The 12,006-nt window shown below is 43.6% G+C and carries 13 protein-coding genes; 11 read left to right on the top strand and 2 right to left on the bottom strand.

Annotated elements, in window-relative coordinates:
* The first annotated feature begins 108 nt into the window (after positions 1-108).
* Positions 109-381, top strand: coding sequence for a YfhJ family protein (locus tag J7I80_RS00740; RefSeq protein WP_214735522.1), 273 nt, complete (start codon positions 109-111; stop codon positions 379-381).
* 263 nt (positions 382-644) lie between these two features.
* On the opposite strand, the gene J7I80_RS00735 is transcribed toward J7I80_RS00740, so the two are convergent.
* Positions 645-1,631, bottom strand: a complete 987-nt coding sequence (locus tag J7I80_RS00735) for a metal-dependent hydrolase (RefSeq protein WP_214735521.1) — start codon at positions 1,629-1,631, stop codon at positions 645-647.
* A gap of 129 nt (positions 1,632-1,760) precedes the next feature.
* Here J7I80_RS00735 and J7I80_RS00730 point away from each other — a divergent pair, with 129 nt between their 5' ends.
* Both J7I80_RS00730 and mutY read left to right on the top strand, forming a co-directional pair.
* Positions 1,761-2,057: a hypothetical protein gene (locus J7I80_RS00730; RefSeq protein WP_214735520.1), complete on the top strand. Its 297-nt coding sequence runs from the start codon at positions 1,761-1,763 to the stop codon at positions 2,055-2,057.
* 81 nt (positions 2,058-2,138) lie between these two features.
* Positions 2,139-3,212, top strand: a complete 1,074-nt coding sequence (gene mutY / locus J7I80_RS00725) for an A/G-specific adenine glycosylase (RefSeq protein WP_214735732.1) — start codon at positions 2,139-2,141, stop codon at positions 3,210-3,212.
* Positions 3,213-3,281: 69 nt separating this feature from the next.
* Here mutY and J7I80_RS00720 read toward each other — a convergent pair whose 3' ends face one another.
* On the bottom strand, positions 3,282-3,506 hold the full coding sequence (locus J7I80_RS00720; RefSeq protein WP_192469471.1) for a hypothetical protein: 225 nt from the start codon (positions 3,504-3,506) through the stop codon (positions 3,282-3,284).
* 184 nt (positions 3,507-3,690) lie between these two features.
* On the opposite strand from J7I80_RS00720, the gene fabL reads away from it, so the two are divergent.
* From fabL to J7I80_RS00680, 8 genes are all read left to right on the top strand, one after another.
* Complete coding sequence (gene fabL, locus J7I80_RS00715) at positions 3,691-4,440, top strand: enoyl-[acyl-carrier-protein] reductase FabL (RefSeq protein WP_214735519.1); 750 nt, start codon at positions 3,691-3,693, stop codon at positions 4,438-4,440.
* A gap of 89 nt (positions 4,441-4,529) precedes the next feature.
* Positions 4,530-4,721, top strand: coding sequence for a gamma-type small acid-soluble spore protein (locus J7I80_RS00710; protein WP_192469469.1), 192 nt, complete (start codon positions 4,530-4,532; stop codon positions 4,719-4,721).
* A gap of 214 nt (positions 4,722-4,935) precedes the next feature.
* Complete coding sequence (locus J7I80_RS00705; protein WP_192469468.1) at positions 4,936-5,190, top strand: YgaB family protein; 255 nt, start codon at positions 4,936-4,938, stop codon at positions 5,188-5,190.
* 237 nt (positions 5,191-5,427) lie between these two features.
* Positions 5,428-5,958, top strand: a complete 531-nt coding sequence (ntdP, locus tag J7I80_RS00700; RefSeq protein WP_041967592.1) for a nucleoside tri-diphosphate phosphatase — start codon at positions 5,428-5,430, stop codon at positions 5,956-5,958.
* Positions 5,959-6,052: 94 nt separating this feature from the next.
* Positions 6,053-7,801: an ABC transporter ATP-binding protein gene (locus J7I80_RS00695; RefSeq protein WP_214735518.1), complete on the top strand. Its 1,749-nt coding sequence runs from the start codon at positions 6,053-6,055 to the stop codon at positions 7,799-7,801.
* Positions 7,802-8,130: 329 nt separating this feature from the next.
* Positions 8,131-9,144, top strand: coding sequence for an ABC transporter ATP-binding protein (locus J7I80_RS00690; protein ID WP_214735517.1), 1,014 nt, complete (start codon positions 8,131-8,133; stop codon positions 9,142-9,144).
* Positions 9,119-10,087 (top strand): ABC transporter ATP-binding protein, encoded by a 969-nt coding sequence (locus J7I80_RS00685; RefSeq protein ID WP_214735516.1) that lies wholly within the window; start codon positions 9,119-9,121, stop codon positions 10,085-10,087. The genes J7I80_RS00690 and J7I80_RS00685 overlap by 26 nt, the downstream gene beginning before the upstream one ends.
* Before the next feature lie 94 nt (positions 10,088-10,181).
* On the top strand, positions 10,182-11,783 hold the full coding sequence (locus J7I80_RS00680; protein ID WP_214735515.1) for an ABC transporter substrate-binding protein: 1,602 nt from the start codon (positions 10,182-10,184) through the stop codon (positions 11,781-11,783).
* Positions 11,784-12,006: the final 223 nt, after the last annotated feature.

The raw sequence follows: 12,006 nt of genomic DNA, 5'->3' as shown, positions 1-12,006 counted from the left end.
CGTGACGGGTAAATTACGTGTATGCCAAAATAGCTGCACGCATTTATAGTATTGGATAAAATCAATCATTCATAACTACATTAAATATTGGCAAAGAGGTGTTCACAATTGCAGGAAACTCTTGAGAATCTGGCAAGCCTGCTGCAGGAAAAAAATAATGGCATCACTTATGAGCAGGCATTGACATGGGTGGAGCTTTTATGGGGAGACTTTGAGTCAACCTACGCAAAAGCTGGACATAAATATATGGGCAGCGAAATGACTGAAAAAGTGGTCCGTCAATGGATCGAAAATTACGGCGGACAGCTGCATGAATTTGTCGCCAGGAACCCGAAGTATAAGCATCTATTGGATCAGCAGGATCCTGATAATACACATTAAATTGAAAATCCCCATTATGGGGATTTTTGTGTTTTGTGAATAAAGTATGTTTTAAGGTCATTAAAAGAGCAGATATGTGCCCGGTCAGGAGGAGGATTCAGAAAACGGGTAACAAAAAAAGTGGATATGTGCCCGGTTAAAGGGAGAGTATGTAAAATCGGTCACATAAAATGTTTTTTTTTGCTAAAAGTGAATACCCGAAACCAATCCTCCTTACTCCCCTGCCCAAAACAACACAAAAAAACCGGGCAATACGCCCGGTCTTAGCCTTCTCCAGGAAGGAATTCCAATTTCTTTCTTAGTTTTTCCTCACTGTAGATCCAGCCGGTGTAGGAGCTGAGAATTTCCAGGTCCTTGCTCAGATTCACGACAGCGACGAATGGATAATGCCCGTTGCTGCGATAGCGAAGGTCAATGAATCTAACCTCGTAATAGTCATCATATTCATCGCATTCCCAGCGGTATACTGGTGAGAAGGACAGGAACGCTGACAGGTTCTTGTCTTTTTTTGCTGCTTCCAGCACCGGAGTTTCCGGGACAGGTACACGATTGAATTGATCGAGAATCCTCACATGATGCTTGTGCCCCCGGCCGACAAAGAACTGGTGCTTGTTCATGACCGCGACCCGCCAATGATTGAACCTCATGGTCGGGGCGATGATGATATCTGTAGCATCCGGTACAATATGTTCAACTGCCCGTCGGATTCGAAACTTCATGATAAAGCGGTAAATATAGTAGAACACCAAAATGGCATAGATTGTTAAAAAGGTATATCCAGGGTGATATCCAAATGCCCAGAGGAACAAACCAACGACATGAAGCGCGAAAATAATCGGGTCGAATGTATTGATTACCCCCAGAGCGACCCATTTCGACGAAAAAGGACGCAAAGCCTGTGTCCCATAGGCATTGAAAATGTCGACGAAAACATGAAGGAAAACAGCAATAAATGTCCAAATCCATAAATGCAGCAAGTTTGCTTCTGGATAGAAAAAGTAGATTGTCCCAGAAATAAGCAGCGGCCACAGGAGGACTGCTGGAATTGAATGGGTGATGCCGCGGTGGTTCCGGATATAGACAGCATTATTCCTCAATTTCAATACAGTATCGATATCAGGGATTTGCGAGCCAACAAGAGTCGCGATCAAAACACTTGATGCAGTGACGGTGCTTTCGCTAACTGCTGGATCAAGTGTCGCTAACCCGCCTAGAGCGAATCCCATTACAACATGGGTACCAGTATCCATGGAAACAGCCTCCTTTTCATAATAATTACCTGGCAGGCAAAAGTTCTTGTCACAAAACGAATAATAGTTTACTTTTAAAGGGCTGTATCAATCAGTCCCTTCACGAAACACATAAAGGAGCTGAATAAAATGATCCAGATGATTGTGCAATATGAAGTAAAACAAAATCTGCTGAGCCAATACCATGAAACAATTGATAAAATCTCAACTATGCTGCCTGATTTTGAAGCTGATATGTTTTCATGCAGCCAGTCGGATGATCGTAATATGTTCATCGAATCATTCTATGTCCCGACTGAAGCCCATTACCATGCGTTGAAAAAAATGCGGCGATCCCGGGACCATTCCGTTTTTGGTATCTTTGAGGACTTTGTTCCGGGCGGATTGGAACGAATAGGCTTTATGGCGATTAAGCAGAAGCGTTAATATTATATTCCCAAATTTCCGTAAAGTTTAACACCTGGAGGAACGAAAGTGGCAATTGATATCAAGAAATGTATAGATAAAATGGATATAAAATCCTTTCAGGATGACTTGATAGGATGGTTTGTGAGTGAGCAGCGAGAACTGCCATGGAGAAAGGACCAGGATCCTTACAAAGTGTGGGTATCAGAAATCATGCTCCAGCAAACTAGAGTAGATACTGTCATCCCTTATTTTAATCGATTTTTGGATAATTTTCCAACAATAGAGGCGCTTGCAGCCGCTGATGAAGAAAAAGTCCTTAAAGCATGGGAAGGACTCGGTTATTATTCCCGTGTACGCAATTTACAATCCGCTGTTAAAGAAGTTAATGAAAGATACGGCGGCAGAGTTCCAGATTCACCAGCAGAAATCTCTGCATTAAAAGGCGTTGGTCCGTACACTGCCGGTGCAATTCTCAGTATCGCCTATGGAAAACCTGAGCCAGCAGTAGATGGTAATGTCATGAGGGTATTATCGCGTATCTTGTTGATTCGGGAGGATATTGCCAAACCGGCATCCCGTAAAATTTTTGAAGCGGCAGTCAGGGAGCTGATCTCCCACGAAAATCCATCCTATTTCAATCAAGCTTTGATGGAGCTGGGAGCCCTTATTTGCACCCCGACTTCTCCTTCCTGTCTGCTTTGTCCGGTCAGGGACCATTGCGAAGCTTTTCACGAAGGCGTGCAGAGTGAACTGCCAGTAAAAACTAAAAAGAAAAAGCAGAAAAATGTCCAGCTTGCTGCCGGGATTTTTAAAGATGAGGAAGGAAGAATCCTCATACGGAAAAGACCTGAAACCGGCTTGCTGGCAAATCTGTGGGAGTTTCCGACAGTTGAGCTGAGTCTTGATTTCCAGAGACAGAGAGACCAACTGTCGGAGCATTTCGAAGAGACTTATGGGTTAACACCAAAGATAACTGATTCCATAGGGGAGATTGATCATGTATTTTCCCATCTAGTGTGGAATATACAGGTGTTCAGCGGCCAGTTTAAAGGAGAAATCGTTGAGTCACCGCAGTTGAAACTGGTTACCGAGAAGGAAATCAAGGAGTTTGCCTTCCCGGTTCCATATCAAAAAATGCTAAAACAGTATCTGGAATTAACAAAGGCTGACTAACCTACGGGTTAGCAGCCTTTGTTACTTTAAAAGAAGTATCAGCTTTTGTACTCACAGCGCTTTCGTATCTTAATCGTAGCTCACTTTCGTTCCATGTGTGTAATCGGCTTCACCGCGGTTCAAACCGCCCCGGTTTTCGATTTCTTCAACGATTTCCCTGTGAATCGTCTGGCCTTCGGCATTCAGGTACGGAACCATTTGCTGGAGAGAGTGATGGAAAAAGGCAAGCTCGCTATCCTTCCAATCGGTTTTGGGCATCATCGATAATTCGGTCATATCACGTCCTACATACATCGGGAATCATCCTTTCATAAGATTATTAACCTAAAGATTAGTGTTTTCAGTACGGTGGTTTTTTATCAAAGGTTTCATTGACAAGGAACATATCCTTATTGTCATATATACCTGAACAGGCTAAAATGAAACAAAATTAAGGTTTTGCTTTTTAGCAAGAACTGGATGGAAAGGGATTTTGTAAATGACACAAAAAGTTGCACTTATTACCGGAAGCAGCCGGGGAATCGGGAAAGCGGCGGCCCTCAAACTCGCAAAAGAGGGATATGACATCGTCGTCAATTATGCCCGCAGCAAGAAGGCAGCCCAGGAAACAGCAGAAGAGATCGAAGCTCTTGGCAGAAAAGCCCTTGTCGTTAAGGCGAATGTTGGGGATGTCAGCAAAATCAAAGCAATGTTTGAACAAATCGAGGAAGAATTCGGAAGGCTCGATGTCTTTGTTAATAATGCTGCTTCAGGTGTACTGCGACCGGCAATGGAGCTTGAGGAATCACATTGGGACTGGACGATGAACATCAATAGTAAGGCTTTGTTGTTCTGTTCACAGGAAGCGGCGAAGCTGATGGAGAGGAATGGCGGAGGTAAAATTGTCAGCATCAGTTCTCTTGGCTCGATTCGATACCTTGAAAATTATACGACAGTGGGGGTTTCAAAGGCGGCTCTGGAAGCACTGACAAGATATCTTGCTGTTGAACTGGCACGCAAAAACATCGTTGTCAATGCCGTGTCAGGCGGGGCGGTCGACACCGAAGCATTGACGCACTTCCCGAATAGAGAAGAACTCCTTGCTGAGGCTCGAGAGAAAACACCTGCCGGACGAATGGTCGAAATTGAGGATATGATAAATGCGATTATGTTCTTGCTGAAGGATGAATCCAGCATGATCCGAGGGCAGACAATCATTGTTGATGGTGGTATCTCTTTATTGGTTTAAGGAAAATTGTTCTGGATGAATTTGGTATAAAAAATTCGGATAGCACCTTCCGCGGATGGTTAATCTATTATTCGTGGAGGTGATAAACAATGGCAAAACAACCTAACCAATCTCAAGCTGGAACTAACATTCAAGAAGTAAGACAGCAAAACGCTCAATCTGCTGGACGCCAAGGCCAATTCGGCACTGAATTCGCGAGCGAAACTAACGCTCAAGAAGTACGCCAGCAAAACCAGCAAGCTGAAGCTCGCAAAGGCCAAAACTCTGGCCAACAGCGCTAATATCACCTTACTGAAAGGCACTCTAATTCGCAGAGTGCCTTTTCTATTATTGTACAGGAAATAGCTTCGTTAACTGGTATTAACTCCCAGATAGATAAAAATCAATACCCTCCATTCGACAAAGGTTCCAATTCCTCTACATAACTAGTCAAAGGATTTTCATCGCCACCCAAGAATACATTTAGAAGATAAATTTTACAGGCGGTGGAAAAGCATGGATAAATTTAACGAATTGGTCTCTACACAAATGCAAACGATGGAAAAGCTTCTATATCTGCAGTCTGAATTAGAAAGATGCCAGGAGATTGAAAAGCAGCTGGATGCCCTTAAGCAAAGCGCTGAACTAGAAGATCTTCGGATGGAAATTGACCGGAAAAAGCAGGACCTTAAGGAGATACACCGGATGTTTGAAAAGCAGACGGAGGAAGTCATCCATACTTATCAGGAGCTTGCCGTTACCTTTCGTTAAGGCTTCTCTGTTTATTTGATTGTAATAAAAAATAGTGGATTTTTATAAAAATTCAAGCAAATTTATTGGGCGATCGAGGAAATCGGTGGCTCTTTTGTTTTAAATTCTCTCGTTAACCGTTATAATAATAAAAAATAGGAATCGTTCTTTGTTGCCTTTTGTCGTTTTGAAGGAAATAGATACATATACATAAATAGGTTGCAAAGTTTCCGGGAAAGGAAAGTAGGGGAGAAGAACATGGGCGTACCCACAGAAGGTGAACCGATCCAAATCCATAGTTATAAGCATAATGGGCACATCCATCGAGTCTGGGAAGAAACTACCGTCTTAAAAGGAACGCAAAATCTTGTGATAGGCGGAAATGATCGGACAGTCGTGACTGAGTCAGACGGAAGAACTTGGATTACGAGAGAGCCTGCAATCTGTTACTTCCATTCTCAGCTATGGTTCAACGTTATAGGCATGATTCGGGAAGACGGCGTGTATTATTACTGCAATATCAGTTCTCCATTTATTTTTGATGGAGAAGCGCTGAAATATATTGACTATGATCTCGATATTAAAGTTTTTCCTGATATGACGTTTAATCTGCTCGATGAAGATGAATATGAGCGCCATCGTAAAGAAATGCAGTACCCTGATGTAATCGACAAGATATTAAAATACAATGTTGAAAAGCTAAAACGCTGGATCAGGCAAAGGAAGGGACCCTTTGCGCCAGATTTCATCGACATTTATTATGAACGGTATTTAACCTATCGTCGTTAACCATACAGGGTAGACAAGCTTCAGCCTGTTGATTGATTCAACAGGTTTTTGTTTCGTGTCTAGAAGGCAAGGCTCCATAAGGGGGAACTATAAATTGGGCAGCATCCGCAGATACTTAAAATTCGTCAAACCATATCGGCTGCAAATCATTGGAACTATTCTAATCGGCATACTAAAATTTGCGATACCATTGTTGATTCCACTTTTAATAAAATTTGTCCTTGATGATGTCATTGGGAATGAAACAATGGCCAAGGATGAAAAAATAGACAAACTACTTTGGGTAATGGGCATCATGATCGTTATTTTTGTCGTGCTCAGGCCGCCTATTGAGTACTATCGTCAATATTTTGCCCAGTGGACAGCGAGTAAAATCCTTTATGACATAAGGGACAGACTGTTTACCCATATGCAGAGGCTCAGTTACAAATATTACTCCAATACGAGAGCAGGAGAGGTCATCTCAAGGATGATCAATGATGTCGAGCAAACCAAGACCTTCGTTGTTACTGGACTGATGAATCTGTGGCTTGATGTTGCTACGATTATGATAGCGGCTGCTATCATGTTCTCGATGGATGTCCAGCTTACATTTGTTTCATTGATCCTGTTCCCTTTTTACGCTTTTTCGGTAAAATTCTTTTTCGGGAATCTTCGGAAGCTTACGAGGGAACGGTCTCAGGCACTCGCGGGGGTACAAAGCTATTTACATGAAAGAGTGGCTGGTATCTCGGTCATCAAAAGCTTTGCGATTGAGGATTATGAACAGACACAGTTTGACCAGCAGAATAAAAACTTTTTAACAAAAGCGCTTGACCACACAAGATGGAACGCAAAAGCATTTGCGGTAGTCAATACGATTACTGATATAGCACCGCTTCTGGTAATTGGCTTTTCCGGTTACCAGGTCCTTCAAGAGAATCTCACTATAGGGGAAATGGCCGCTTTCATCGCGTATATCGACAGACTGTATAACCCTCTGCGCAGGCTTGTGAATTCATCAACTACATTGACACAGGCGATTGCATCAATGGACCGGGTTTTTGAATTCATGGATGAAAAATATGATATAAAGGATTCTCCTGATGCCATTGAATTAAAACAAGTTCATGGGGATATATCTTTTAGAAATGTAAGCTTCTCTTATGAGGAAGACGGGGAGACGGTCCTTAAGAAATTGAATATAGAGGTCCAAAAGGGAGAAACAATTGCCCTGGTCGGCATGAGCGGCGGCGGAAAATCCTCGTTTGTGAGCCTGATTCCAAGATTCTTTGATGTCACCGAGGGTGAGATTCTGCTCGACGGGAAGGACATCCGTTCGTTCAAGGTCCGTTCCCTGCGCGATAAAATCGGCATGGTTGCGCAGGATAATATTTTATTCAGTGAATCCGTCAAATCGAATATTCTTTTAGGAAGGCCCGGAGCCAGTGACGAGGAAGTGATTAAAGCGGCAAAAGCTGCAAATGCCCATGAATTTATTATGAGTCTGCCAGAAGGCTATGATACGAAAGTCGGGGAAAGGGGCGTCAAGCTTTCCGGAGGCCAAAAGCAGCGTGTCGCGATCGCGCGCGTGTTCCTGAAGAACCCGCCGATCTTGATTCTGGATGAAGCAACATCAGCGCTTGACCTTGAGAGTGAGCATCTTATTCAGGAAGCGATCGAAAAGCTGGCAAAAGACAGGACAACATTCGTTGTAGCCCACCGTTTATCCACGATTACACATGCTGACAGGATTGTCCTGATCGAACACGGTGAAATCGTAGAGGACGGCAGCCATGATGAATTGATGGCAAAGAAGGGTGGCTACCACAGACTATTCCAGGTCCAGCAGCTTGAAAGTTAAAGTATCCACCGTAAACCGAAGCTTTTCGCTTCGGTTTTTATTTTGCCTATTACAATACATCTATTCCCCGACATTGTTCGGGGAATTTTTTATTCTAAGAGAGATTCACTAGAAAAATATTACTTTCACCGCATTTCTATAGTGTCATAATTTATCAGCTTTTGACATACAAATAGTTCCAATTACCTAAAATAATTCTAAATTATTATTATATTTAAATAATTAAGAAAAATCAGTGGACTATCCTGGTCTTTTTAATATAAAATGTTTTACACAGACATAGATTTTTATTCAGCAATAATATTTCGGTAATAGAAAGGAGTAGAAAAGTGGTACATGCTCCGGTTTTGGATGTAAAGAACTTAAAGACATCATTTATCACTAAAGATGGAGAGATTCCTGCAGTCGATGATGTCAGTTTTTCAGTTAACAAAGGAGAAATCCTTGGGATAGTCGGAGAATCGGGCAGCGGGAAAAGCGTTACTTCCTTATCAATCATGAAGCTGATTCCCCAGCCTCCGGGGAAAATTGCTGGAGGGGAAATTCTCCTGAATGGGGAAGACCTGGTTCACGCTTCCGAAAGGAGAATGCGGGAAATCCGTGGAAATGAGGTCGCGATGATTTTCCAGGAACCGATGACTTCGTTGAATCCATTATTTACAATTGGTGAACAGCTCGTTGAGGCTCTGAAAATACATAAGAAGCTCGGCAAAAAGGCCGCCTATCAGCAGGCTGTAGAAATGCTTAAGCTTGTCGGGCTGCCAAGGGCAGAACAAATCATCAGAGAATATCCTCATCAGCTTTCAGGAGGAATGAGACAAAGGGTCATGATTGCAATGGCACTGAGCTGCCATCCGCGGGTGCTGATTGCTGATGAACCGACAACGGCGCTTGATGTGACCATCCAGGCGCAAATCCTGGCTCTAATGAAGGACCTGAATGAAAAGCTTGATACAGCGATTATCATGATTACTCATGACCTTGGCGTTGTCGCCGAGGTTTGCCAGCGTGTCGTCGTCATGTATGCCGGGAAAATCGTCGAGGAAGGATTGGTCCAGGATATTTTTAAAAATCCGAAGCACCCCTATACGCTCGGCCTCCTAAAATCGATCCCGGATATAAGGGATAAGCAGGAAAGATTATACTCCATTCCTGGTAACGTTCCGAAGCCAGGGTCAATTAAGGTCGGATGCAGATTCGCGGCAAGATGTGAATTTGTCATGGACAGATGCCTGAGCGAAGATCCTGAACTCTATGAAACTGGCAGTCCAGGCCATACTGTTCGATGCCTGCTGCACGAGAAGGAGGGAGCAGCCGATGTCCGAAGTACTGTTAAAAGTTGATGGATTAAAGAAATATTTTCCGATTACCGGGGGTATCCTTGGCAAACAGACTGGAAGCGTCAAAGCGGTTGATGATATCAGTTTTTGGGTGAACAAAGGTGAAACGCTTGGTCTTGTTGGCGAGTCAGGCTGCGGGAAATCAACTACAGGAAGAATGCTGATGCGCCTGATTGACCCGACAGAAGGGCAGGTCGTTTTCGAAGGGAAAGATCTTGTCACCCTGTCGGACAACGAGATGCGCAAGGCGCGGAAGGATATGCAGATGGTCTTCCAGGATCCATTTGCATCACTGAATCCAAGGCATACAGTTGAGAAGATACTTGAGGAACCTTTGATCGTCCATGGAATCGGCACTAAGAAGGAACGCAAACAGATGGTCAAGGAAATGCTTGAGGTAGTAGGCCTCAGCAGTTATCATGCCAAAAGGTACCCTCACCAGTTCAGCGGCGGACAGCGCCAGCGAATCGGGATTGCCCGGGCGCTGATGACAAGGCCGAAGCTAATCATTGCAGATGAACCTGTGTCCGCACTCGATGTTTCGATTCAATCACAAGTACTGAATCTGCTGGAGGACCTGCAAAAGGAATTCCAGCTGACTTATATTTTCATAGCCCACGACCTTGGAGTGGTAAGACATATCAGTGACAGGGTAGGAGTCATGTATTTAGGAAGACTCGTAGAAATCACTGAAGCTGATAAGCTGTATGGTAAACCACTCCATCCGTACACGAGAGCTCTGCTTTCAGCGGTGCCGATCCCGGATCCTGATATAAAAAGGGATCAGGAGCTGCTGACAGGAGATATTCCTAGCCCGGCGAATCCGCCTCAGGGTTGTGCATTCCATACAAGATGCAAGGAATGCATGGAAATCTGCAAGACTGATAGACCTGTATTGAAAGAAATTGAACCTGGTCATTTTGCTGCCTGCCATCTGTATTCCTGATAATTTAGGTATGCCTGCAGGGAAAACAGCATAGATGATAAATATTATGGACCTGAATACATAAAACTGGTCCGAAAAAACAAGGGGGAAGAATATGAAAAGGCGTTTTGGATTAATGTTTTTTGCTTTTATCCTTATCCTTAGCCTGGGGCTTGCCGGCTGCAGTAATGAATCCGGAGGCACAAAAACAGGCGGGGAGTCTGGTTCTGATGGTGAATCATCATCTGGAGGAACTCTTGTATTTGGCCGCGGCGGCGATTCAACATCACTTGATCCAGCCGTGACAACTGAAGGTGAAGCTTTCAAAGTAACAAAGAACATCTATGAAACTCTCATCGAGTTCGGTGAGCAAGATACAGAAATCCACCCTGGACTTGCAGAAGACTGGGAAGAATCTGAAGATGGTTTGAAGCATACTCTGAAACTTCGTAAAGGTGTCAAATTCCATGACGGCACTGACTTCAACGCTGAAGCTGTAGTCTTCAACTTCGAGCGCTGGAAGGCCGGTAATAAAGAACAATTCTACTACTATAACTCACAATTTGGTGACGTAATCAAGGAAGTTAAGGCGGTAGATGAGCATACAGTTGAATTTACATTAAACCGTATTCTTGCTCCATTCTACAAAAACCTTGCAATGTCTCCATTCGGAATTGCAAGCCCTGCTGCAATCGAAAAGCACGGTGATAAATTCATTGAAAATCCAGTAGGTACTGGACCATTCAAGTTCAAAGAGTGGAAACGAAATGACAGAGTAACGCTTGTGAAAAACGAAGATTACTGGGAAGAGGGCCTTCCAAAGCTTGATGAAGTTATCTTCCGTGTCATTCCAGAAAACTCTGCACGTTTGAATGCATTGAATACTGGTGAAGTAGACATTATCGATGGAGTGAACTTCAGTGATGTTGAAGCGATTGAAGGAAATGCAGACTTGCAAACCTTCTACCGTCCTTCTCTGAACGTTGCTTACCTGGGATTGAATAACGAACGCGGGCCTATGAAAGATAAAAAGGTTCGCCAGGCATTGAACTATGCGGTCAATAAGCAAGCGCTCATCGATGCTTTCTATGCTGGTGCTGCTGAGCCTGCGAAAAACCCAATGCCGAAATCGGTGGCTGGCTACAACGATGATGTAGAAGCTTATGAATACGACCCAGAAAAGGCAAAGGAACTTCTTAAGGAAGCTGGATATGAAGATGGTTTTGAAATGGAACTATGGGCAATGCCAGTTGCAAGACCTTATATGCCAGACGGAAAGAAAGTTGCTGAAGCACTTCAGAAAGATTTTGCTGAGGTTGGCGTAAAAGCAAAAATCGTTTCTTATGAGTGGGCAACATATCTAGAAAAAGCACGTATGGGTGAAGCAGATACATTCTTGCTTGGCTGGACTGGTGACAATGGTGATGCTGATAACTTCCTGTATGTCCTTTTAGACCAGGATAACATCGACAGCAATAACTACGCACGCTACGCTAACCAGGAAGTTCATGATCTATTCATTAAGGCTCAGTCTACAAATGACCAGGCTGAACGTGAAAAACTGTATAAAGAAGCTCAATTGTTAATCAAGGAAGATGCTCCTTGGATTCCGCTTGTTCACTCTGAGCCTGCACTTGCAGGAAGAGCAGACGTTACTGGCTTCAAGGCACATCCAACAGGATCTGACCTGCTTGCAACCGTTGAATTCAAAAAATAATGCATCTGAAAAGGGAGAACATATGCATTCTCCCTTTTCTTTTGAAAAGAAAAAGTATTAAATCAATTTGAGTAATGTCTAGCTCCAGCGCCTAGCCCCTCGAGTCGCTTGTCTAGTTCGCCTCCTAGAAACTCCGAAACTTCGACTCCGCCGGCAGAAGCAAAAAGCGCTTCTTTGTCGGAGTCTCCAGTTTCTGCGTTTCTGGACAGTCGGCTATACATTT

It is taken from the genome of Bacillus sp. ISL-41 (assembly GCF_018613235.1).
Taxonomy (GTDB): domain Bacteria; phylum Bacillota; class Bacilli; order Bacillales; family Cytobacillaceae; genus Mesobacillus.
This window is presented reverse-complemented; position numbering and strand designations above follow the sequence as displayed.

Excerpts from the sequence above, each read along its gene's own strand:
- J7I80_RS00735 (WP_214735521.1), bottom strand. The coding sequence starts at position 1,631 with ATGGATACTGGTACCCATGTTGTAATGGGATTCGCTCTAGGCGGGTTA.
- J7I80_RS00730 (WP_214735520.1), top strand. The coding sequence starts at position 1,761 with ATGATCCAGATGATTGTGCAATATGAAGTAAAACAAAATCTGCTGAGC.
- mutY (WP_214735732.1), top strand. The coding sequence starts at position 2,139 with ATGGATATAAAATCCTTTCAGGATGACTTGATAGGATGGTTTGTGAGT.
- J7I80_RS00720 (WP_192469471.1), bottom strand. The coding sequence starts at position 3,506 with ATGTATGTAGGACGTGATATGACCGAATTATCGATGATGCCCAAAACC.
- fabL (WP_214735519.1), top strand. The coding sequence starts at position 3,691 with ATGACACAAAAAGTTGCACTTATTACCGGAAGCAGCCGGGGAATCGGG.
- J7I80_RS00710 (WP_192469469.1), top strand. The coding sequence starts at position 4,530 with ATGGCAAAACAACCTAACCAATCTCAAGCTGGAACTAACATTCAAGAA.
- J7I80_RS00705 (WP_192469468.1), top strand. The coding sequence starts at position 4,936 with ATGGATAAATTTAACGAATTGGTCTCTACACAAATGCAAACGATGGAA.
- ntdP (WP_041967592.1), top strand. The coding sequence starts at position 5,428 with ATGGGCGTACCCACAGAAGGTGAACCGATCCAAATCCATAGTTATAAG.
- J7I80_RS00685 (WP_214735516.1), top strand. The coding sequence starts at position 9,119 with ATGTCCGAAGTACTGTTAAAAGTTGATGGATTAAAGAAATATTTTCCG.
- J7I80_RS00680 (WP_214735515.1), top strand. The coding sequence starts at position 10,182 with ATGAAAAGGCGTTTTGGATTAATGTTTTTTGCTTTTATCCTTATCCTT.